Annotated in this window: 22 protein-coding genes; 8 read left to right on the forward strand and 14 right to left on the reverse strand. The window is 57.7% G+C overall.

Features of this window, described 5'->3' with window-relative positions:
• The first annotated feature begins 6 nt into the window (after positions 1-6).
• Positions 7-1,377 carry a DUF1329 domain-containing protein gene (locus ABXH05_RS11760; RefSeq protein ID WP_353561176.1) on the forward strand — a complete coding sequence of 457 codons (1,371 nt, stop codon included), beginning with the start codon at positions 7-9 and terminating at the stop codon, positions 1,375-1,377.
• A gap of 157 nt (positions 1,378-1,534) precedes the next feature.
• Positions 1,535-2,875 carry a D-arabinono-1,4-lactone oxidase gene (locus tag ABXH05_RS11765; RefSeq protein WP_353561177.1) on the forward strand — a complete coding sequence of 447 codons (1,341 nt, stop codon included), beginning with the start codon at positions 1,535-1,537 and terminating at the stop codon, positions 2,873-2,875.
• Here the strand turns inward: ABXH05_RS11765 and ABXH05_RS11770 are convergent.
• From ABXH05_RS11770 to metC, 5 genes are read right to left on the reverse strand one after another with little or no spacing between them, the layout of a single operon-like run.
• A complete protein-coding gene (locus ABXH05_RS11770; protein ID WP_353561178.1) occupies positions 2,872-3,267 on the reverse strand; it encodes a c-type cytochrome in 396 nt (131 codons plus the stop codon). The two genes, ABXH05_RS11765 and ABXH05_RS11770, sit on opposite strands and share 4 nt — an antisense overlap.
• A gap of 25 nt (positions 3,268-3,292) precedes the next feature.
• Complete coding sequence (locus ABXH05_RS11775) at positions 3,293-3,505, reverse strand: acyl-CoA carboxylase biotin carboxyl carrier protein subunit (protein WP_348140620.1); 213 nt, start codon at positions 3,503-3,505, stop codon at positions 3,293-3,295.
• Positions 3,506-3,520: 15 nt separating this feature from the next.
• Positions 3,521-4,261, reverse strand: coding sequence for a molybdate ABC transporter permease subunit (modB, locus tag ABXH05_RS11780; protein ID WP_497889760.1), 741 nt, complete (start codon positions 4,259-4,261; stop codon positions 3,521-3,523).
• Entirely contained in the window at positions 4,215-5,027 is an 813-nt protein-coding gene (gene modA, locus ABXH05_RS11785) for a molybdate ABC transporter substrate-binding protein (protein ID WP_348140616.1), read from the reverse strand. Before modA ends, modB begins: the two co-directional genes overlap by 47 nt.
• A complete protein-coding gene (gene metC, locus ABXH05_RS11790) occupies positions 5,024-6,178 on the reverse strand; it encodes a cystathionine beta-lyase (protein ID WP_353561179.1) in 1,155 nt (384 codons plus the stop codon). Before metC ends, modA begins: the two co-directional genes overlap by 4 nt.
• 244 nt (positions 6,179-6,422) lie before the next feature.
• On the opposite strand from metC, the gene ABXH05_RS11795 reads away from it, so the two are divergent.
• The 4 genes from ABXH05_RS11795 to ABXH05_RS11810 all read left to right on the forward strand — a co-directional run bounded on the left by ABXH05_RS11795 (position 6,423) and on the right by ABXH05_RS11810 (position 10,661).
• A complete protein-coding gene (locus ABXH05_RS11795; RefSeq protein ID WP_353562386.1) occupies positions 6,423-7,412 on the forward strand; it encodes an amino acid ABC transporter substrate-binding protein in 990 nt (329 codons plus the stop codon).
• Positions 7,413-7,492: 80 nt separating this feature from the next.
• Complete coding sequence (locus tag ABXH05_RS11800) at positions 7,493-8,713, forward strand: amino acid ABC transporter permease (RefSeq protein WP_461495155.1); 1,221 nt, start codon at positions 7,493-7,495, stop codon at positions 8,711-8,713.
• Between the two features lie 3 nt (positions 8,714-8,716).
• Positions 8,717-9,856 (forward strand): amino acid ABC transporter permease, encoded by a 1,140-nt coding sequence (locus ABXH05_RS11805; RefSeq protein WP_502947737.1) that lies wholly within the window; start codon positions 8,717-8,719, stop codon positions 9,854-9,856.
• A complete protein-coding gene (locus ABXH05_RS11810) occupies positions 9,849-10,661 on the forward strand; it encodes an amino acid ABC transporter ATP-binding protein (RefSeq protein WP_353561181.1) in 813 nt (270 codons plus the stop codon). Before ABXH05_RS11805 ends, ABXH05_RS11810 begins: the two co-directional genes overlap by 8 nt.
• On the opposite strand, the gene ABXH05_RS11815 is transcribed toward ABXH05_RS11810, so the two are convergent.
• The 4 genes from ABXH05_RS11815 to ABXH05_RS11830 are packed head-to-tail and all read right to left on the reverse strand — an operon-like array spanning position 10,658 to position 13,780.
• Complete coding sequence (locus ABXH05_RS11815; RefSeq protein WP_353561182.1) at positions 10,658-11,320, reverse strand: SH3 domain-containing protein; 663 nt, start codon at positions 11,318-11,320, stop codon at positions 10,658-10,660. The genes ABXH05_RS11810 and ABXH05_RS11815 overlap by 4 nt on opposite strands.
• Positions 11,321-11,339: 19 nt before the next feature.
• Entirely contained in the window at positions 11,340-11,855 is a 516-nt protein-coding gene (locus tag ABXH05_RS11820) for a GNAT family N-acetyltransferase (RefSeq protein ID WP_353561183.1), read from the reverse strand.
• Between the two features lie 41 nt (positions 11,856-11,896).
• The gene (sseA, locus tag ABXH05_RS11825) at positions 11,897-12,760 is read right to left on the reverse strand and encodes a 3-mercaptopyruvate sulfurtransferase (RefSeq protein ID WP_353561184.1); all 864 of its coding nucleotides are present in this window, start codon (positions 12,758-12,760) and stop codon (positions 11,897-11,899) included.
• Positions 12,761-13,780 carry a cysteine synthase A gene (locus ABXH05_RS11830; RefSeq protein ID WP_353561185.1) on the reverse strand — a complete coding sequence of 340 codons (1,020 nt, stop codon included), beginning with the start codon at positions 13,778-13,780 and terminating at the stop codon, positions 12,761-12,763.
• A gap of 266 nt (positions 13,781-14,046) precedes the next feature.
• On the opposite strand from ABXH05_RS11830, the gene ABXH05_RS11835 reads away from it, so the two are divergent.
• Together ABXH05_RS11835 and ABXH05_RS11840 are read left to right on the forward strand one after the other, a co-directional pair.
• The gene (locus tag ABXH05_RS11835) at positions 14,047-14,721 is read left to right on the forward strand and encodes a ChrR family anti-sigma-E factor (protein WP_353561186.1); all 675 of its coding nucleotides are present in this window, start codon (positions 14,047-14,049) and stop codon (positions 14,719-14,721) included.
• Between the two features lie 67 nt (positions 14,722-14,788).
• The gene (locus ABXH05_RS11840; protein WP_353561187.1) at positions 14,789-15,607 is read left to right on the forward strand and encodes an SDR family NAD(P)-dependent oxidoreductase; all 819 of its coding nucleotides are present in this window, start codon (positions 14,789-14,791) and stop codon (positions 15,605-15,607) included.
• A gap of 23 nt (positions 15,608-15,630) precedes the next feature.
• Here the strand turns inward: ABXH05_RS11840 and ABXH05_RS11845 are convergent, their stop codons facing one another.
• The 5 genes from ABXH05_RS11845 to ABXH05_RS11865 are packed head-to-tail and all read right to left on the reverse strand — an operon-like array spanning position 15,631 to position 20,980.
• Positions 15,631-16,128: a DUF3833 family protein gene (locus tag ABXH05_RS11845; RefSeq protein WP_353561188.1), complete on the reverse strand. Its 498-nt coding sequence runs from the start codon at positions 16,126-16,128 to the stop codon at positions 15,631-15,633.
• 48 nt (positions 16,129-16,176) lie between these two features.
• Positions 16,177-17,514, reverse strand: a complete 1,338-nt coding sequence (locus ABXH05_RS11850; protein ID WP_353561189.1) for an MFS transporter — start codon at positions 17,512-17,514, stop codon at positions 16,177-16,179.
• A 9-nt stretch (positions 17,515-17,523) separates the two neighbouring features.
• Complete coding sequence (locus ABXH05_RS11855) at positions 17,524-18,783, reverse strand: class I SAM-dependent methyltransferase (RefSeq protein WP_353561190.1); 1,260 nt, start codon at positions 18,781-18,783, stop codon at positions 17,524-17,526.
• A 5-nt stretch (positions 18,784-18,788) separates the two neighbouring features.
• Positions 18,789-19,679, reverse strand: a complete 891-nt coding sequence (locus ABXH05_RS11860) for a DUF1365 domain-containing protein (RefSeq protein ID WP_353561191.1) — start codon at positions 19,677-19,679, stop codon at positions 18,789-18,791.
• Positions 19,676-20,980 (reverse strand): NAD(P)/FAD-dependent oxidoreductase, encoded by a 1,305-nt coding sequence (locus ABXH05_RS11865; protein WP_353561192.1) that lies wholly within the window; start codon positions 20,978-20,980, stop codon positions 19,676-19,678. The genes ABXH05_RS11860 and ABXH05_RS11865 overlap by 4 nt, the downstream gene beginning before the upstream one ends.
• Positions 20,981-20,983 lie beyond the last annotated feature (3 nt).

The raw sequence follows: 20,983 nt of genomic DNA on the forward strand, positions 1-20,983 counted from the left end.
CCAACAATGAGTTCAGTTTTTAACACCAGCACTGGTGCGATTGCCGCGCTGCTGACAGCGTCGGCATTTGCCGTCCCTGCAGTTGCAGGCGTGAGCCAGGCTGAAGCCGACAAGCTCGGCACAACCCTGACGCCAATCGGCGCCGAAAAGGCAGGCAATGCCGACGGCACAATCCCAGCTTGGGAGCCGCTAGCAAATGCGCCGGCTCACACGGCAGGCGATTTTTACGCTGATCCGTATGCCGATGATGCGCCGCTGTTCACGATTACATCTGAGAACAAGGCTGAGTATGCCGACAAGCTGACCGGCACCCATGCCGCTTTGCTTGACGACATCGCCGGCTACAAGATGATCGTGTACCCATCACGCCGCAATTGCTCCTATCCGGACTTTGTGAATGCCGCCATCAAGCAGAACGCTCTCAACAGTGAGCTGGTTGCCGATGGTAACGGTGTGGCAAACGCCACAATCGGTGCACCATTCCCAATTCCAACAGAAGCTGTTCAGCTCGCCTGGAACCACAATCTGCGGTATCGCGGTTACAAGCTGAACCGTCAGTTCGCGTCCATCGCTCCGGACGGCAATGCCAACTTCACACCGATTACGGTGTATGACGAAGTGGTGTTCACCTATTCAAACCCGGACATCCCCAACTTCGATAGCCTGAACAACATTTCACTCAAGTACCTGCAGACGGTGATTGCACCGTCTCGTCGTGCCGGTGAATTGCTGCTCGTGCACGAAACCATCAACCAGGTGAAGGGTGCGCGTAACGCGTGGCAGTACAACCCGGGCACCAAGCGTGTGCGTCGTGCACCAACAGTGGCTTATGACAACCCGCAGTCATACGCTGATGGTCGACAGACAACGGACCAGTTTGACCTCTTCAACGGGTCACCTGACCGTTACACCTGGACCATGCAGGGCAAGTCCGAGAAGTACATTGCGTACAACTCTTACAAGTGGGCAAACCCAGCCAACACCTATGACCAGATGCTGCAGCCAGCGTCCCTCAATCAGGATCTTCTTCGCTACGAACTGCACCGCGTGTGGACCGTTGAAGCCAAGATCCGTGAAGGTCAGCGTCACATCTACACACGTCGTGTGAAGTCATTTGACGAAGACACCTACAACATGGTCACCGGCGAAATGTTTGACAGCCGTGGTCAGCTGTGGCGCGTCCAGGAAGGTCACATCCTGAACTACTACGATGTGCCAACTTGCTGGAACAACTCAGACGTCACCTATGACATTCAGGCGGACTACTACAACGTCCAGGGCCTGAAGAACCAGGAACGTGAAATCAACTACACATATGATGAGTTGAGCGAAGACAACCTCGACCCGGCAGCCCTGCGCCGCCGTGGCGTTCGGTAAACCACCGAACATCGAGAGCCTAAAGAAAGCCCCTCGGACGCAGTGTCCGGGGGGCTTTTTCTTTGGCCAAATCACCCGCCAGTCGATTGCATCCTGAGCGAATGTCGAACATGCTTTGCACGAACGTGATCAAACAAAGAGGCGCAGTGCGGGCCCGATGAGTATCCAGCAAAAGAATGCCGTGTGGACCAACTGGTCAGGGGCGCTGACATGCGCACCCTCCAACCTCGTGACTGCCAATAGCGAAGCCGAGATTTCTGCAGCGATTGTGGAGGCAGCGGGTCAGGGCAGGGGTCCTGTTCGTGCGCCGGGTACCGGACACTCATTTACGCCCATCGTCATTACAGACGGCACGATGATCGATATCGATGGCCATGAAGGGCTGGTGTCTGCAGATACATCAACCGGCAGGGCACGGGTCAAAGCCGGCACAAAGATTCACAATCTCGGCGCGCCGCTTCTTGACGCGGGACTGGCGCTCGCCAATCAGGGTGACATCAACCGCCAGTCAATTGCTGGCGCCATCTCTACAGGCACCCATGGCACAGGCCTGGCCCTTGGCTCAGTGTCATCTCAAGTGGCTGGTGTGCGTGTTGCGACAGCGGATGGCAGCATCGTGTCGTGCTCTGCCGATGAAAACACTGATGTCTTCAATGCGGCCCGCGTCTCGCTGGGCACGCTGGGCATTCTGACCGAGTTCGATCTGCAGTGCCTTCCGGCTTACTCCCTGCGGGAGACCGGGGGCCGGATGGCTGTGACAGAGGTCATGGCGCAGATGGACAGCCTGGTGAATGACAACCGGCACTTTGAGTTCTTCTGGTTCCCGTTTGCCGACGATGTTCTGGTCAAATTCCTGAACACCACTGACGAACCTGCACGTCCGCCGCGTGATGGTGGGGGCGGCATGGAACAGTTCGCCATGGTGGCCGCGTGCGAGATCAGCCGCTTTGCGCCCTTCATGCGCGGACCGTTGCAGCGGTTCCTGACCAACAATGCCGGTGCCCGATACATGGGCGCGGATGAGTTTTCACAAAAGGCGAAAGTCCGCCATGCCTATCAGGCATTCCCCAGTGATAGGGATGTTCGCTTCAATGAAATGGAATTCTCCGTCCCGCTGGCCAGCGGGACGGACTGCGTTCAGGAACTCGCCGAGCATATGCGCAAGCGCGGCGGCAACTTCATCTTCCCGATTGAGTATCGCACCATTCAGGGCGACGACATCTGGCTGAGTCCGTTCCAGGGGCGTGACAGCGTATCGATCTCAATCCACCAATATGCGAAGCAGGATTACCGGCGTCTGTTTGATGGCGCCGAAGCCATCTTCCGCAACTATGGCGGCCGCCCGCACTGGGGCAAGTTGCACACGCTTACGGCGCGTGAGCTGGCTCCGCTTTATCCACACTGGGATGATTTCCAGGAAGTGCGCAGGCGGCTTGACCCGAATGGTCTATTTCTCACGCCATATCTCGCGCGCCTGTTCGGAGAAGACGCAGCCTAGTAGTCGATCACGTCGCCTTCATCTATGTCGTCGTGCGGCACGGGCGGCGGTGGAAGGATCGTTTCCAGATACGCAATCAGATTATCAATCTGGGTGGCATCCAGCTGGAACTGCGGCATGCCCACATGGGCGTCCGTTCCAACGACAATGCCTTCGGCAAATCCTTCCGCCAGATGGTCCGCTGGATAGGCAAGCACGAGTTCATGGAAGTTTGGTGCCGCATCATTGGGCGACAGGCCATCGGCCTCCAACGCATGACAGGACGAACAAAGGTTCTGTGCCAGCTTTTCACCTGCTTCTGCTTCGGCTGAAAAGTCTGCGTGTGCGGTGGCCGGCGCCAGCATGATCGCCAGTATCAAAGATGGAATGGCAGTGAGTGCCCGTATACGCATGTTGATGCCCCTCTTGAGAATTGGCCTAGACGTCCATCCGCGCAACAACCTGGCCTTCTTCGACCAGTTCTTCTTCTTCGACCAGAATTTCAGTGACCTTGCCGTCCTTCGGCGCGGCAACGGGAATTTCCATCTTCATGGATTCCAGAATGATGATCGCATCTTCTTCTTCCACGGACGTGCCCGGGGTGGCTTCAATCTTCCAGACCTTGCCTGAAATCTCCGACTTGATATCCATAAATTCAACTTCCCTTTATCGCTGCCGGGCGGAGCGGCGCACGAGATATTCAGATGCAACCAGCGCTGCAACAGCAACAGTTACCGATAGGATGAGAACGCGCAATGCGGCCTGTTCGCCACCCGGCATTTGCAAAAAAGTATAAAGGGCAAGGGGCAGTGTCCGCGTCTCGCCCGGAATGGATGCCGCAAAGGTGATGGTGGCCCCAAACTCTCCAAGCGCGCGGGCAAAGGCCAGTACGCCACCGGCCACTATTCCGGGAACCATCAACGGCAGCGCAATGGTCGCGAAGGCGCCAAAGGGCGACTGGCCAAGCGTGCGGGCCGCCTGCAACAACCGCTCCTCAACATTCTCAGCCGAAATGCGAATGGCACGAACGGCCAGAGGAAAACCGCTGACGGCTGCCACAATCACAGCCCCGGACCATGAGAACGCAAGATTGATCCCGAACCATGACTGGAGCGGTTCACCGATCGGCCCACGTGGCCCCAGTGCCAGAAGCAGGAGATAGCCAAGGGCCACCGGCGGCATGACGAGCGGCAGATGCACAATAATGTCGAGGGCCGTCTTGCCCCAGAACTGCCAGCGGGCCAGCGCCCAGCCGGTGAGCAGAGCGAACGGCATTGACACCAGCAGGCCAATGCCTGCGACCGTCAAAGAGACCGTGAGCGCCTGAAGCTCTGCGTCGGTTATGCCCCACATGTGTTGACTACCCGCATTCTGCTTCTGGATGGGAGCCATCTGACGGATTGGCATCAGGGGGTGTCGCAAACCCATGGGACATCAGGATTGTGCTGCCTTCCGGGCTGCTAAGAAAGGCCAGGAAATCATACGCCTTGGATGTCGCGCTGGTGACCGCGAGCGCCTCATAGACAATCGGTCCGTGCAGTGTGTCAGGTATCGTGGCCAACACATCAACGTCGTCCACGATTGCAGCGTCTGTGGCGTAGACAATGCCAACGGGCGCTGTGCCGGTCCTCACCCAGTTCAGCACCGTGCGAACAGTATCGCCCTGCACAAGCCGGTCCTGCACAAGTTGCCATGCCTTAACTGCCATGAGAGCCTCGCGGGCATAGACCCCTGCGGGCACACCGATAGGGTCCGCGATGGCTATGCGCCCGCGGCTCAGCCCGGAATGGTCCGGGCCGAACGGTGCCTTACCTGATGCAATGGTACTGTCTTCGTCGGGACGTGAACCAATCAGGACCAATTCATTGCCTGCAATGGCGCGGCGCGATGCCTTGTCGCCAATGCCGCAGGCAACCAGCCATTCCGCCCACTGGGAATTTGCGGAAATGAAAACATGTGCAGGCGCCCCTTGCTGTATCTGTCGGGCCGCCCGCGATGTTGAATCAAACACCGTAATGGTCGGGCCATATCCGGCAGCTTCAAAGGCGTCGGCCATCTCCTGCACCGCGTTGGTCATGCTTGCGGCCGCAAAAATCAAAAGCGGCGTATCTGCTTTTGAGGGCAGGGACGAACCGATAGCAATCAGCAGAGCAAGGACGGTAGCGCGGATCATCCGGCAGCCCTGAGGCGTGCAAACCCCTTGTCCAGATCAGTTTTCAGATCATCCATATCTTCAAGGCCGGCATGGAAACGCAGCAGGCGACCAGGGGTGTCCCATTGGGTCGCCGTGCGATATCGGCCCGGATTAGAGGGGACAACAAGACTTTCAAAGCCGCCCCATGAGTAGCCCATGCCGAACAACTCAAGACCATCCAGCATTGCTGCCAGCGCGGGTTCCTCAACCGGATTCAGCACAACCGAGAAGAGGCCACTGGCGCCCAGAAAATCCCGCGCCCAGATGTCATGCTGTGGATGTGAGGGAAGGGCTGGATGAAGCACATGGGAAACCTCGTCGCGCTCACCCAGCCAGGTGGCCAGCTCAATGCCCTGCTTCATGTGCTGCTTTAACCGAACATCCAATGTGCGCAGGCCACGCAACGCCAGATAGATGTCGTCCGGCCCGGCGCACAAGCCAAGTTCGCCCCGAGCGGCATGAAGCAGGGGCCAGCATTCTTCATTCGCGGTGATCGTTCCCAACATCGTGTCGGCATGGCCAACCACATATTTTGTGGCCGCTTGGATGGAGACATCTACCCCATGCTCATAGGGCTTGAAGAACAAGGGCGATGCCCAGGTGTTATCGAGAATGACCTTTGCGCCGTTTGCATGCGCCACTTCTGCAATCGCCGGAATGTCCTGCACTTCAAAGGTCAAGGAGCCGGGGCTCTCCACAAAAACCACCGTGGTTCGGTCGGTCATGAGGGATGCGATATCAGCGCCGATCGTCGGGTCGTAGTAAGTCGTCTCGACGCCCATGCGTTTCAGGAACGTATTGCAGAAATTGCGTGTCGGTCCGTAGGCGCTGTCCGTCATCAACAGATGGTCGCCGGAGCTCAGGAAGGCGAGCAGGGCGGTGGTGCATGCATTCAGGCCTGAGGGCACGATTGCGCACCCAGCACCTCCCTCAAGCGCCATGATGGCGTCTTCCAGCGCAAAGACGGTGGGCGTCCCGCGACGACCATATTGCACGCGCGTCTTGGGGTGCTTCAGATCCTCATAGGTCGGATAGAGGATGGTGGAGGCATGATAGACAGGCGGATTGACGGCACCGTGATTTGATTTCGGGTCCCGTCCGGCGTGAACTATTTTGGTCTTTTCTTTCATCGCACCCACTTTGGTTCCAACGGCCAAATACGGCTTTTCCAGCCATGACACAGATGTTGCGCCAAGCCTCTAGCCGAGGCCTTGAGGAATGCTACACTGGCACAAATGCTGGCAAAAATCGCCGCGTGCGGTACATCCAGTACCCAGAATTCGACTGTGAGGATAGATTCGTATGATTCCCACCACCATTCGTGCCCTTGGGCGTCCTGCTCTGGCCGGTCTTGCCGGTCTGGCGTTTGGATTAATGTCTGTTCACGGTGCTGCCGCACAGCCCGCCGATGCGGGAGCCACGCTGGCTGCCGTAAAGGCAAAAGGCCATTTGCAGTGTGGGGTGAGCCAGGGGCTTCCCGGCTTCTCCAATCCGGATGCCACCGGCGAGTGGACAGGCCTTGATGTGGATTTCTGCCGTGCTGTTGCTGCTGCCATCTTCGGGGATGCCAGCGCTGTTCGGTTTACGCCGCTCTCCGCCAAGGAGCGATTTACGGCACTTCAGTCTCGTGAGATTGATGTTCTGTCGCGCAACACAACCTGGACCCTCGATCGCGACACGTCGCTTGGGGTCAACTTTGCCGGTGTGAACTACTATGACGGTCAGGGCCTGATGGTCCGTAAATCTGTCGGCGTGACAGACGCGCTTGAACTAGATGGCGTGACTTTGTGCACAAACACCGGCACGACAACCGAGCTGAATGTTGCTGACTTCTTCCGGTCCAACAATCTTGAGTACAAGATCCTCGCCTTTGAAAAGGCTGATGAGGTTGTGGCCGCGTACAACGCCAACCGCTGCGACGTGTACACAACAGATGTCTCCGGCCTTGCTGCCCAGCGCCTCAAGCTCACCGAGCCGGATGCCCATGTCATCCTCGACACCATCATCTCTAAGGAGCCGCTTGGGCCAGCCGTTCGTCAGGGCGACGATCAATGGCTCGACATTGTCCGCTGGACGCTCAATGCACTTGTTGCTGCTGAAGAGCTTGGCGTGACGTCCGCCAATCTTGATGAAATGAAGTCCAGCGAAAATCCGCAGATCAAGCGGCTGCTGGGAACCGAAGGCGCCTTTGGTGACGCTCTGGGTCTGTCCAATGACTGGGCCTACAACGCAATCAAGGCCGCGGGCAACTACGGCGAGAGCTTTGAGCGCAACCTTGGCGTCAACACGCCACTTGGCCTTGCCCGAGGGCAAAACGCGTTGTGGACGGACGGCGGCCTTCAATACGCCATCCCAGTTCGCTAGACGCTGATACCAAACAAGACATGGCGCGCCGATATCCAATGAGAGATCGGCGCGCCGTTTTTATGTATGCTTGCAACTGAATGACAGATCCCACCATAGCTACTTCCTCCAAACAACAAGGTCGACCCCAGGCCCGACCTCAGGCCAAGGCATCATTGGTGAACGACCCGCGCGTGCGTGGCATCGTCTATCAATTGCTGACGCTGCTTGTGGTCGTTTGGATCGGCGTTGAGTTCTGGACCAATGCGGTCAGTAATCTTGAGCGCGCAAACATCGCGTCGGGCTTTGGGTTCCTGGATACGACAGCCGGCTTTGGCATCGTCCAGACGCTGATCGAATACACTGAGGAATCCAGTTACGGGCGGGCATTTTTTGTTGGTCTGTTCAACACCCTGATTGTCGCGTTCTTCGGCATCATCCTCGCGACTGTCATTGGCTTCCTGGTTGGCATCGGATCCCTGTCACGCAACTGGCTCATCCGTCAGATATGCGTCGCCTATGTGGAAGTGATGCGCAACATCCCGCTGCTGCTGCATCTGTTCTTCTGGTATTTCGGCGTCCTGCGTGCGGTCCCGGGTCCACGCGAGAGCCTGAATTTTCTCGACAGCGTGTTCGTTAACAACCGGGGTATTTATTTCCCAAGACCGGAAGGTGGGGACGGGTTTGGCCTTGTCCTTATTCTTGTGGCTATCGGCATTGCTGCCTCGTTCTTCATTGCGCGGTGGGCGCGCAAGCGGCGTGAACAGACCGGGCAACCTTTCCCCGTGCTCTACTGGTCACTGGGCCTGATTGTCGGCCTCCCACTGGCAGTGTTTCTCTTGCTCGGCATGCCGCTGACATTCGACTATCCCGCTTTGAAAGGCTTCAACTTCCGCGGCGGCATTGTAATGATCCCTGAGTTCATCTCTCTGGTTCTTGCCCTGTCGATCTACACCGCTGGCTTCATTGCTGAGAATGTGCGTTCCGGCATCCAGTCCGTGAACAAAGGCCAGACAGAAGCCGCCTATGCGCTTGGCATTCAACCTGGCCCGACCATGCGTCTGGTGATCATCCCCCAGGCCATGCGGGTGATCATTCCGCCGCTCACCAGCCAGTATTTGAATTTGACCAAGAATTCGTCTCTTGCCGTCGCCATTGCCTATCCCGACCTCGTGTCGGTCTTTGCAGGCACGGTGCTGAACCAGACGGGGCAGGCGGTTGAAATCCTGTTCCTCACCATGTCGGTCTATCTGACGCTCTCAATCATCACCAGCATACTGATGAACTGGTACAATTCGCGCATTGCGCTGGTGGAGCGCTAGGCCATGTCAGACGCACATCACATGCAAGCCTTTGTCCGCACCGAGACCAAACCCGCGCTGCCGCCTCCCGGACGCACGAAGGGTGTCATCGCGTGGATGCAGGCGAACCTGTTCTCGTCAGTCAGCAATACGCTCCTGACGCTTCTTGGCGCTTACCTGCTTTATCTGATTGTCCCCTCGGTCCTCGACTGGGCGCTGTTCAGTGCGACGTTTACCGGAGACGGACGCGAGGCCTGCCTGCGCGACGGGGCTGGTGCCTGCTGGCCATTCATTGATGCCAAGATGGATCAGTTCATCTATGGCCGCTATCCACTGGAAGAGCGCTGGCGCGTTGACTGGACCTTCTTCCTGGGCGTTGCGGGCCTTATTCCGATGCTTATTCCATCGGTGCCATACAAGCTGTGGAATGCGATTTATCTGCTGGTGCCCTATCCGGTGATTGCGTTCCTGCTGCTCACCGGCGGCACGTTTGGCCTTGTAGAAGTCGAGACATCCTTCTGGGGTGGCATGCTCGTAACCTTGGTGGTTGCCATCACCGGCATTGTTGCATCGCTGCCGCTTGGCATTCTGCTGGCTCTGGGCCGTCGATCAGAGATGCCGATCATTCGCATGCTTTGCATCGGCTTTATCGAGATATGGCGCGGCGTGCCGCTTATCACGGTGCTGTTCATGGCCAGTGTCATGCTGCCGCTGTTCCTGCCCGAGGGCGTGACCTTCGACAAACTCCTGCGCTGCCTTGTGGCCGTTGCCCTGTTCTCATCGGCCTACATGGCTGAAGTGGTGCGTGGCGGATTGCAGGCCGTGCCGCGCGGCCAATATGAGGGGGCTCAGGCGCTGGGTCTCAACTACTGGAAGATGATGGTCTTCGTCATCCTGCCTCAGGCCCTCAAGACCGTGATCCCCGGCATCGTCAATTCTTTCATTGCCCTCTTCAAGGATACGACGCTGGTGCTCATTATCGGCCTGTTCGATTTTTTGGGCATCATCCAGCTCAACTTCACCGATCCAGAGTGGTCAACGCCGCAGACAGCCATCACGGGCTATGTGTTCGCGGCCATGATCTACTTCGTCATATGCTCCGGCATGTCGCAATATTCGCGCTACATGGAGCGCCGCCTAGATACGGGACACCGTAATGACTGACAGCCCAAAAACGGACGCACCAGTCCTGCCTGAAAAAGGTGCCGCAGATTCCTCTCGCATGTCGGTCTCGTCCGACAAGGCGATTGAGATCAACGGCATGAACAAGTGGTACGGCGATTTCCACGTCCTGCGCGACATTGACCTCACGGTTCATCGTGGCGAGCGCATCGTCATCTGCGGGCCGTCGGGCTCGGGCAAATCCACCCTGATCCGCTGCATCAATCGTCTGGAGCAGCACCAGAAGGGCAGCATTGTTGTTGATGGCATCGAGCTGACGGACGACCTCAAGCGAGTGGATGAAATCCGCCGCGAAGTCGGCATGGTGTTTCAGCACTTCAATCTCTTTCCGCACATGACGGTGCTGGACAATTGCACACTTGCTCCCATCTGGGTCCGCCGCATGCCGCGCAAGAAGGCGGAAGAGTTGGCGATGGAATATCTGGAGCGCGTGCAGATTCCAGAGCAGGCACTCAAATATCCCGGGCAGTTGTCAGGTGGTCAGCAGCAGCGTGTGGCCATCGCCCGCTCGCTGTGCATGAACCCGCGCATCATGCTGTTTGATGAGCCGACGTCTGCCCTTGATCCTGAGATGATCAAAGAAGTGCTCGACGTGATGGTGTCGCTCGCCGAAGACGGCATGACCATGCTTGTGGTGACCCACGAAATGGGCTTTGCCCGCACCGTCGCCAACCGCATCATCTTCATGGATGAAGGTCAGATCGTTGAGATGAACGAACCTGAGCAGTTCTTCTCAAACCCTCAAAGCGACCGGACCAAGCTATTCCTTAGCCAGATCCTGCACTAGCGTCGCAGCTGGTCGGGACCGGGTAACGAGCAACAGCCGGTAAAAATGCGTTGTTCGTCCTGCCCAATATCAACAGAGATATCTGCCGAGTAGGGATACAGCGCGTCCGACATCCCGTCGGAACAGGCGCTTCGGCGGATCAGCGCATTGCCGCGGTCCTCGACGCTTTGTCTGAGTTTGATCCACGTCACATGGAAGCGTGCTGCGGCTGACTGGACGGTTCCAATTGCGAACTTGGCCGGCTCATCAAGAATGATGTCATCAAGAACTGCCGTCCCATCTGCTTCAAAGCTGAGGCTCCAGAACGGTTCGGTTCCAAAGCAGGTCAATCCGACCGGCAGGGACGTTTCCCCCAACACAGGCACGTCGACCTCTTTGAGAAACCTGAGGCTCACCCAGCCATTGCGTTCCTGACTGACAATCTGCCCCCAGCCATCCTTGGTAGAGAGCACTTCAATGGGTCCTGCGCCCGGCGCGAGTTCACCAATGGTGTCTGATCGCGCTGTGGCTTCAGCACGGACATTCAGCGTGTCCCCGTCTTCAACGCCGGAAACCTGATAATACTTCGATCCGAAATCGAACGGGTTCTCATGGGCCAACGCTGCAAAGGGTAGGCATGCTATGCCTGCAAGGAGTGTCAGCATGTGTGTCAGCCGCATGTGATGTCCTTATCGAGTTTCAGTCGAGTTCTTCGACTTCGGCCTCAGTCTGAGCGTAAGGCATAAAGCCCATACGCTGATACAGGCCGAGGGCGCGCGGGTGGTCCAATGTGCAGGTCTGCACCTTCAGTTTGGTAATGGAATGCTGCCAGGCAATCTCAATCGCCTGCGCCAGCAGATATTCGCCAAGGCCGCCCCCGACGAATTCCGGCATAAGGCCCATATAGGCTAGCTCACATACACCGCGCTCACGAAAGTTCAGTTCCGCAAATCCGGCTGGTGAGCCCTCGACGTAAAGAACATAAATTTCGACCAGATCATCGTGGATGATGCTCAGGAGGTCCGCATCGCTCTTGCGCTTGCGGTCCACCCAGATGTGGTCACGCCCTACTGCATCATAGAGATAGCGATAGTAATGCACCGGTGGCTCAACACTACGCATCAAGGCCAGACGTCGTGCCGGTATGGGAACCCGGTTGTCCGGGTCCTCATCCATGCTGAGAAAGGTAACGGTGGTCTTGTGTTTGGTGCCCATGCCCGCCTAAGCCTGCATCCTGCGATGCGTATGAATACGTCCTAGCTGGTCTCGATCGGGCAACCGTCGGTGCTGCCCCATTCCGTCCAGGATCCATCATAAAGCGAAGTGTCTTCCACGCCTATGCGTGCGAGTGCCAAAGTGAGGATGGCTGCCGTCACGCCAGAGCCACACGTGGTGATGATGTTCATCTCTTCACCAACGCCCAATCCGGCGAACAGGTTCTCAAGGTCGGACGGGGCATTCAGGAAGCCCTCCGACGTAACGACGCTGGAAAACGGAAGGCTTGTTGCGTTTGGCATGTGACCCGAGGGCAGCCCCGGCCGCGGCTCCGGCTGCGAGCCATCAAAGCGTCCGGCCGGGCGCGCATCCAGAATGACATGGCTGGCGCCCTCACTCGCTGCCTGCATCGCAGAAAGTGGCGTTACGGCGCGGGGGCTGAACTGGGCCTCATAGGTGGAACGCTCAAATTGTTCTTTGGCATCTGTTGTCGCGCCACCTGAGGCCAACCACGCGGGAAGCCCGCCATCCATCACGGCGACTTTGTCATGCCCCATGGCCCGAAACATCCACCACGCTCTGGCGGCACTGAAGATGCCGACGGTGTCATAGATGACAATCTGGTCGGCATTCGAAATGCCAAGACCACCCACTGACGCGGCAAAGGCATCAGGCGTAGGAAGCATATGGGGCAGGGGTGACGAAGTATCGCTGATGGCATCGATATCGAAGAACCGCGCGCCTGCAATATGGTCGCGCCCGTATTCGGCACGCGGGTCACGCTCAGCCGCTGGCATGTGCCAGGAAGCATCCAGCAGCACCAGATGGGGATCAGAGATATGGTCGCGCACCCATTGGACTGACACCAGCGTCCGGGGATCATCCGTATGCGGTGCGGCAGTCACTTACTTGTCCAGCCAGCCAGGAACGGGAAGTCCCTTTTCCTTCAGGAAAGCCGGGTTGAACATCTTGGACTGGTAGCGGGTGCCGAAGTCACACAGGATCGTCACGATCGTATGGCCGGGGCCCATCTTCTTGGCTAGGCGCATGGCACCGGCCACGTTCACGCCGCTTGATGACCCCATACACAGGCCTTCATGTTCCAGGAGGTCAAAGGCGACGGGCAGGGCTTCTTCGTCCGGGATCTGGAATGCTTCATCTACCTTGAGGCCTTCAAGGTTGGCTGTGATGCGACCCTGACCGATGCCCTCTGTAATGGACGTGCCCTCGGCTTTGAGTTCACCGTTGGCGTAGTAGTTGTAGAGCGCGGCCCCCATGGGATCGGCGATGCCGATGGTGATGTCTTTCTTCTTTTCGCGCAGGCCCATGGCCACGCCTGCCAGTGTGCCGCCAGTGCCGACAGCACAGATGAACCCGTCCACCTTGCCGTCCGTCTGTTCCCAGATTTCAGGCGCCGTTGTTTCGATATGGCCCTGACGGTTGGCAACATTGTCGAACTGGTTGGCCCAGATCGCGCCTTTGGGTTCCTTGGCGGCCAGCTCTTCTGCCAGACGACCGGAGTATTTCACGTAGTTGTTGGGGTCCTTGTACGGCAGCGCTGGCACTTCAATCAGTTCCGCGCCGGCCAGACGCAACATGTCTTTCTTTTCCTGGGTCTGAGTTTCCGGGATAACAATCACGGTCTTGAACCCAAGCGCATTGCCGACCAGCGCAAGGCCGATTCCAGTATTACCGGCCGTGCCTTCAACGATGGTGCCGCCGGGCTGGAGGCGACCGGACTTAATGGCGTCCTGAATGATGAAGAGTGCGGCCCGGTCCTTGACGGACTGGCCGGGGTTCATGAATTCCGCTTTACCCAGAATTTCGCAGCCGGTTTCCTCGGAGGCCTTTTTCAGGCGAATGAGAGGAGTGTTGCCGATGGCATCGACAATGCCGTTCCTGATCCCGGGTGTTGCAGATGTCATGAACGTTATTCCTCACTGGAAACTGTAGATTTATGCGATCCACATATTTTTCATGTGGTTGGAAGCATGGGGAAACTGGAAAATAGGGAGCAGCCTGCCTGGACGCAATGCATCATTTACCACATTGAGTGATCCAAATCGCTTATGTGTCCGTATCTACAGGGAAATTCAGAGACTGCGACCCAGTTCCGCCAAATTTGGCGGAATTCAGCCAATTCCGCGCCTGTACTTGCGTGGAAAAACCAAGGACGACCAAGAGACCTCGAATGCAGAATTCGCCAAGAACAAACCGTCCTGCACCAACCATTGACTGGCTTATTTCTCAGTACGCGTTGGGTCAGCTGCCAAGAGCCGCAGCCCTGCTTGCGCAGAGCTATCTGGAGATGAATCCGCACCAGCGCCACACAGCTGATCGGATCGAACAGGTGGGCGGCTGGTCTCTCGAAAAGGCTGAACCTGTTGCCATGCGTGCAGCAACCTCTGACGCCCTTTTGGCGCAGTTCGAGGGCACTGCTGTCATGAGCGCGCCGCGGCGGAAATCAACGTCTGAAGCCCATGAAAGTGCGTTGCCGTCTTCATTACTGGACGCCATTGGGCAGCCGCTCTCGGAGGTTCCCTGGAAGTGGCGCGGCATCGGCGCATATGAACATCGCCTCAGCGCCCTTGAGGACGATGGCATTGTTGCCCGTCTGTTGCGTATCGAGCCGGGAAAGGCCGTGCCACAACACACCCACGAAGGCATGGAAGCAACACTGGTGGTATCAGGCGCGTATTCCGATGATGCAGGACGTTTTGGCCCCGGTGATATCGAACTTGCTGATGATGCGGTGGACCACAAACCCATCGCCGAGCGCGGAGAGACATGCATCTGCTTTGCTGTGACCGAAGCGCCCATGCAGCTTACCGGGCGCATTGGTCGGATATTCCAATCATTGCTTTAGGGCCTTCGTGTCACCAGATCCAAGGTGTCGTGACAGACATGATTTTCGCCGACATATGTGAGGATCCATGGCCGACCCTGTAACTAAAGAAGACGGCGTAGCCTGGGTGACCGGTGCGAGTTCAGGCATCGGCCGCGATGTCGCCCTCAGGCTGGCCGCAGATGGCTGGCAGGTTGTTGCAACCGCCCGACGGGTAGGCGAGTTGGCTGAATTGGCTGAACTCAGCAAAGATCTTGCCGGTGAGATCCGTCCATTCGCTGGCGATGTATCAGACAAGGCTGCGATGCAGAGCATCGTGGAGCGCGTTGAACACCAGTTTGGAAAAGTGGCGCTTTGCATCCTGAATGCTGGCGTGTTCAAACCGATTGATGCACGCAATTTCACCGCTGATGCCTTTCAGTCCACGTTCGACATAAACCTTGTGGGTGTCGCCAATTGCCTGGAACCGGCGATTGCGTCCATGAAGGCCCGTGGCAAAGGTCAGATTGCCCTGGTCGCATCAGTGACAGGGTATGGCGGACTGCCGACGAGTTCCGCCTATGGTGCCAGCAAGGCAGCTCTGATCAACCTGGCCGAGACGTTGCGCATCGAACTTGATCCGATCGGCCTGCTGATTCAGGTGGTCAATCCTGGGTTCATTGATACGCCTGCCACGAAGAACAATCCGTTCCCCATGCCTGCATTGATGGCGTCACCGGATGCGGCGGACCGCATCGTGGATGGGCTCAAGTCAACGCGGTTTGAACTGACGTTCCCGCGTCGCTTTACCTATGTCCTCAAAGCACTGGATTTTCTGCCGACCACGTGGCGGCTGGCCCTTGTCAGGAAGCTGACAGGCTGGGATGACCCTCACACCACACCGGATGTTCCCACAGGCGACGCGTAGCAGTTAGCTACCTTACGAGGTGCTTAACTGCCTCTTGATGTGCGTCGTGAAATCGTTTGGCGCACAGTGCCGAAGGGCAGACCAAACTTCTTCACACTTGCCGTATTGACCAGCGCATCGGGCTCGCACAGCTTAAACTCGTCATCGAAGTTGAGCCGCCAGGCGCGACCCCCAATGGGAAAATCAATCGGATAGGACCAGCGCAGGCGCGGGCCTTCTACCTTGCCTTCTGCAATACCAACAACGTCTGTTGCTTCACCTGTGTAGCGGCCATCACCATGGGCACGAATAACCCACTCGCGTTCATCTATCTGGCCATCGTGGTAGTGAAACTTTTCGTGGATACGGATGGTGTTGCCATCGCGTTTGCCGGTGACACGAGCGTGGAAGGTCCGACGGACGCGGCCGAAGGGGTCGCGGAACTCGCCCTCTGCGTCCAACGATCCATCAAAAAACTCTTCGAGACGCAACTCGAGGCCTGATGCAGCTTCTGCGTCTTCGTAATGTCTGTTCTCACTCATGAGGCAGCTCGCACTCGTCCACTGACGGGGCCGGGGCCCGCAATTGGATCAGGAGGAGGAAGCAGCCGCCGAAATCCGCGTCTGCAGGTCTTCCTGAGCTTCCCGGCTCAATGGAAAATTCCACATAAGTACGAGCGCTGGCAGCTTTAGGATCACCGGCAAACCGGCATAAAGCATTGAAACAGCAAATAAACTTCCATTTGTGTTCGTGCTGTCGAGCCCTGGAAGGGTATCTGCCTGAAAGCCCACAAAAGCAAGAAGGGGAAAGGCCACACCGGCTGCGAGCGCCAGTGAGAGTTTTGTGGCAAGGCTCCAGAGCGCGAAGTAGAGACCCGTGCGCTGTTCGCCAGTGTCTGCTGTGTCTACATCCACCACGTCGGCCTGAATGGCCGCGGGCAGCACAAGGTCAGCTCCAACCGCAAAACCGGACAGCACGCAGATCACGGCAAACCACAGGACGTCGCCCGCGCCCAGGAACGGAACCCAGAGGAAGGTGACGCAGGCAAGCGTCATCGAGCCGACCCAGACACGGTGTTTGCTCCACCGGCGCGACAGCCAGACCCATCCAGGAATGGCCAGCACACCTGACAGGAAGTAGAGGAACAAAAGCGGGCCTACCATCTCAGGCGCCACAAGCACGTGCGTGACGAAGAGCACAAAGAGCGTCGCGGGCAGGCCGTTGGCCCACCCGTTGATGAGGTAGGCGGAGACAAGCCGGACGAAAGACTTGTTTGACCCGATCGCCCGCAGACCGGCGCCCAGCGCCACACGCTGACGGCTTTTGTCAGGGGGTGATGGAACGCGCCACAGGCACAGGGCAACTGTCAGCGGTAGCAGCACAACCAAACCCAGTGCGAGTATCTCAAGGGCGGCCGACGTTCCGATTACACCCAGCGCCGCCAGCACGGCGGGCGTTGCCGTGGCCAGCAACGTGCCCGCCACCACCATGCCTTCGCGTCGCGCGGTAACCGCTGTGCGACCGTCATAGTCATCAGCAAGTTCAGCGCCCCACGCGTTGTAGGGCAGGATCATCAGGGTCCAGCCTACCGATAGCACGGCACTCCAGACAAAAAGGTAAGTCGCTGACGGCGTCTGCGAGGGGACGAACACCATCCAGACCGCAAGCATGGTGGGTATGAGGCCAATGATCATCCACGGCTTTCGGCGGCCGCCGGGAAGGCGAAGTCTGTCACTCAAGAAGCCAATGGCGGGATCAGAAATGGCGTCCAGCAGGCGGACGCCGAGCAACACAGTTCCGATCAAGGCCAGAGATACGCCAAGCTCTGCATAGAAGGCCGGCACGAACACATATACCGGCAACGTAAGTGCTGCGAGCGGAAGGCCCGGCAGTGCGTACCACCAGAACGTCGATGTACGGGAGGACATCAAATGAGATCAGGCGCGCGCAAGTGTGACCTGGGTCACGTCGGTGTTGGCTGAACTGAAGCCAGCCTCGCAATAGGCCAGATAGAAGTGCCAGAGCCGCTTGAACCGCTCGTCAAATCCAAGTGGTTCGATCTTTGGCCATGCTTCAGCGAAACTCTCCTGCCACATGCGCAGGGTGCGGGCGTAGTCGCGTCCAAATTCCCGGTTGCCGGTCAGAACCAGTCCCGCCTTGCTGATCTGATCACGCAGGGCTGTAGGCGAGGGAAGCATGCCACCGGGAAATATGTAGCGCTGAATGAAGTCCGCAGTGTTGCGGTAGTCTTCATAGGCATCATCCGCAATGGTGATGATCTGCAAGCCGGCCTTGCCGCCGGGTTTGAGTACATTGCGGACCTGCTGGAAGTAGGTTGGCCAATAGTCCTCACCAACCGCTTCAAACATCTCGATCGAGGCAACCCGGTCAAACGTCTCGTTGACGTCGCGGTAGTCCTGATAGCGGATTTCAACCTTGTCGCTCAGTCCAGCGCGCTGCACACGCTCGCGGGCAAACTCCAGTTGTTCCTTGGAGATTGTGATGCCGGTGACCCGGCAGCCAATTTCGCTGGCTGCAAACTCCGCAAAGCCACCCCAGCCGCAGCCGATTTCCAGCACGTGGTGCGAGGCGTCGAGCTGCATGCTTTCGGCCAGCGCACGATATTTTTCACGTTGGGCTGACGCCAGATCGTTCATGCCGGGCTTAAAGATCGCGGACGAATATGTCATCGTTGGATCAAGCCACAGGCCGTAGAACTCATTGCCCAGATCGTAGTGCGCATGGATGTTGCGCTCAGAGCCCTTGCGCGTGTTCTTGTGCAGCTTGTGATAGAGCTTGTTTACCCAGTCAAAAAGGCCCATGCGCAGCGCTTGCAACATCATGGTGCGGTTGCGGGCAAACACTTCCAGGAACTTCGCCATATCCGGCGAGTCCACGTCGCCGGCGATATAGGCCTCTCCAAAACCGATGCCGCCACCGGCCAGCAGCCGGCGCACCGTACGATAGTGCTTCAATTCAACTTCGCCGTGGTCGCCGGGTTCCTTGCCTACAAACCGCAAGGGTGCTTGATCCGGCAAACAGACCGTCAGGCTGCCGCTTTGGATATTGAGGAGCATGCGCAGTGAAAAACGCACGAGACGCGGCACACCAGACAGACCGTCCAGAATTTCCGGGGTTGCCACAACAGGCGCAGGGCGTCCCTGCGCGGCAACGTCTGACATATCAGTGGTCGTCATGTCGCTCAGGCTGCCTTTGTTTTTGCGGGATCAGTATAGCGTTTTTCCGGCGCCTTTGCAGGGTCGATTGCATTTCCTCGTGCACCTTGCGAAGGACCATCCAAACTGGAACGCGCGGGCGCCTGCAGTGGACTGGTAAAAAACGGCACGCCTTTGAGCCACAACCGCAGTGCCTCAAAATGAATGGCCCCGACAATCTTGAGTGTCATGAGGGGGTATTTGACAAACGCCTGGGCCAGCGTCGCTGTTGAAAAGGGGCGAGCCTTGCCATCAAACGTGGCCAGCAAAAACGGCCCGTCTTCATCTGTTTCACGAATGCGGATGCCAATCGTTTCAGCAGGGTCATCAAGAGCAAAATGGTAGGACGCGGCCATGCCAACGAAAGGCGAGACGTGCAGGTTCTTGTCCCGGGACTGATGAACCACACGACCTTTTTGCTCAGCGTCTGACACAGGCGCGATGTAGCTGTGCACATCGCCGAATGTGTTGTGGACTTGGTAGACCAGCACGGACAATTGTCCCGCCGCGTCGTAGCAGTAATAGACCGACAACGGATTGAACACATATCCAAGAATACGCGGATAGCAGAGCAGCTTGATCTTGGCAGGCGCAGGCAGGTCAGCGTCACTCAGCAGCGTGTCGATGTGGGTGCGCAATGAACTGCCGTCTTTGGGACCGTGATCCCGGCGATGAAAACTGAACAGATTGAACCGATCGAGAGAGAACAGCCGGCTGGTCTTCGCAGCATCCTCAAGCCGATCGATGTTGATCAGCATTGAAAAGACCTTGTACGCAAAGCGGTGCTTGCGCGGGCGCGAGCGCGCGTGGATGACCCGCCCGAAATACAGCCGGGCGGCTGGGTCATTGATTGCAGGAGTGGGTAGGGTGCCCGTCACTCGGCGGCCTCAACAAACGGTTCAATGCTTGCGGGCGCAGCGGTGTCACCTGCATTTGCGTCGAGCACCATCTGAGCGACATCCAGCCCAGAGGACAGTCCATCTTCATGGAAACCATACCCAAGCCACGCGCCACAGAACCAGGTATTGCTCTGGCCCTGCAGAGACGAGATTTCCTTTTGGGCATCCAGCGCCTGCGCATCAAACATCGGGTGATCGTAGTTCAATTCCGCAAAAGTCAGGTTCGCCTTGGGCGGGGCCACCGGATTGAGCGTCACGAACAGAGGATATTTTTCATCAATCCCCTGAAGCTGGTTCATCCAGTAGGTCACTGACAAGTGGCTGCCCTTGTCGATACGGCCCGGTGACAGATAGTTCCATGCGGACCATGCACGACGACGACGTGGCATCAGCGCAGGGTCACGGTGCAGATAGACCTTGTTGGGTCCGTAGCGCACAGCGCCAAGGAGCCGGTTTTCTGCTTCAGATGCATCCGACAACATGGCCAGCGCTTCATCCGAATGCGCACCAATGACGATGTGATCAAATTCTTCGGTATTGCCGTTGGTATCCGTCACCTGCACCCGACCGTCGTTACGGGTCACCTTGGCAATGCCGACACCGAGCCGGATACGGTCTGCAAACGGCGCTGTCAGCTTTTTGACGTAGGAGCGAGAGCCGCCCGTGACGGTGCGCCACTGGGGGCGATCCTCATCAATGAGACGGTGGTTGCGGAAGAAATCCAGAAAGCTGCGTGCCGGAAAGCGCAACATCTCACTGGCAGGTGTGGACCAGATAGCAGCGCCCATGGGCAGCAGATAGTCGCGCTTGAAGCGCGCGGAAAATTTGTGGCTGGTCAGATAGTCGCCCAGAGACACGCTTTCCTTGAGGCCCGTCTCCAGATCCTCACGCGCGAGGCGATTGAACCGGAAAATCTCTCGCAGCATGAACAAGAAGCCGGGGCTGAAAAGATTGCGCCGTTGGGCAAACACGCTGCGCACTGTGCGTCCTGACCACTCGAATGCGCCCCCCATGGTGGAGACAGCAAAGCTCATATCACTGTCCTGCGTCTCCACGCCAAGCTCGGCAAACAGCTTCGTCATACGTGGATAATTGTGTTCGTTGTACACAATGAACCCGGTATCGACGGGAATGCTGACACCGTCATAGTCCACATCCACCGTGTTTGAATGACCACCAATACGGTCCTGCTTTTCGTAAATCGTCACCTCGTGATGGCGCGACAGCACATGGGCTGCAGCGTTGGAGGAGATACCAGTTCCGGCAATTGCAATTTTCATGGT

It is taken from the genome of Pyruvatibacter sp. HU-CL02332, assembly GCF_040362765.1.
In the GTDB taxonomy this organism is placed as follows: domain Bacteria; phylum Pseudomonadota; class Alphaproteobacteria; order CGMCC-115125; family CGMCC-115125; genus Pyruvatibacter.

Coding starts and splice junctions, on each gene's coding strand:
- ABXH05_RS11760 (WP_353561176.1), top strand. CDS start 7: ATGAGTTCAGTTTTTAACACCAGCACTGGTGCGATTGCCGCGCTGCTG.
- ABXH05_RS11765 (WP_353561177.1), top strand. CDS start 1,535: ATGAGTATCCAGCAAAAGAATGCCGTGTGGACCAACTGGTCAGGGGCG.
- ABXH05_RS11770 (WP_353561178.1), bottom strand. CDS start 3,267: ATGCGTATACGGGCACTCACTGCCATTCCATCTTTGATACTGGCGATC.
- ABXH05_RS11775 (WP_348140620.1), bottom strand. CDS start 3,505: ATGGATATCAAGTCGGAGATTTCAGGCAAGGTCTGGAAGATTGAAGCC.
- modB (WP_497889760.1), bottom strand. CDS start 4,261: ATGCCAATCCGTCAGATGGCTCCCATCCAGAAGCAGAATGCGGGTAGT.
- modA (WP_348140616.1), bottom strand. CDS start 5,027: ATGATCCGCGCTACCGTCCTTGCTCTGCTGATTGCTATCGGTTCGTCC.
- metC (WP_353561179.1), bottom strand. CDS start 6,178: ATGAAAGAAAAGACCAAAATAGTTCACGCCGGACGGGACCCGAAATCA.
- ABXH05_RS11795 (WP_353562386.1), top strand. CDS start 6,423: ATGTCTGTTCACGGTGCTGCCGCACAGCCCGCCGATGCGGGAGCCACG.
- ABXH05_RS11800 (WP_461495155.1), top strand. CDS start 7,493: ATGACAGATCCCACCATAGCTACTTCCTCCAAACAACAAGGTCGACCC.
- ABXH05_RS11805 (WP_502947737.1), top strand. CDS start 8,717: ATGTCAGACGCACATCACATGCAAGCCTTTGTCCGCACCGAGACCAAA.
- ABXH05_RS11810 (WP_353561181.1), top strand. CDS start 9,849: ATGACTGACAGCCCAAAAACGGACGCACCAGTCCTGCCTGAAAAAGGT.
- ABXH05_RS11815 (WP_353561182.1), bottom strand. CDS start 11,320: ATGCGGCTGACACACATGCTGACACTCCTTGCAGGCATAGCATGCCTA.
- ABXH05_RS11820 (WP_353561183.1), bottom strand. CDS start 11,855: ATGGGCACCAAACACAAGACCACCGTTACCTTTCTCAGCATGGATGAG.
- ABXH05_RS11830 (WP_353561185.1), bottom strand. CDS start 13,780: ATGACATCTGCAACACCCGGGATCAGGAACGGCATTGTCGATGCCATC.
- ABXH05_RS11835 (WP_353561186.1), top strand. CDS start 14,047: ATGCAGAATTCGCCAAGAACAAACCGTCCTGCACCAACCATTGACTGG.
- ABXH05_RS11840 (WP_353561187.1), top strand. CDS start 14,789: ATGGCCGACCCTGTAACTAAAGAAGACGGCGTAGCCTGGGTGACCGGT.
- ABXH05_RS11845 (WP_353561188.1), bottom strand. CDS start 16,128: ATGAGTGAGAACAGACATTACGAAGACGCAGAAGCTGCATCAGGCCTC.
- ABXH05_RS11850 (WP_353561189.1), bottom strand. CDS start 17,514: ATGTCCTCCCGTACATCGACGTTCTGGTGGTACGCACTGCCGGGCCTT.
- ABXH05_RS11855 (WP_353561190.1), bottom strand. CDS start 18,783: ATGACGACCACTGATATGTCAGACGTTGCCGCGCAGGGACGCCCTGCG.
- ABXH05_RS11865 (WP_353561192.1), bottom strand. CDS start 20,980: ATGAAAATTGCAATTGCCGGAACTGGTATCTCCTCCAACGCTGCAGCC.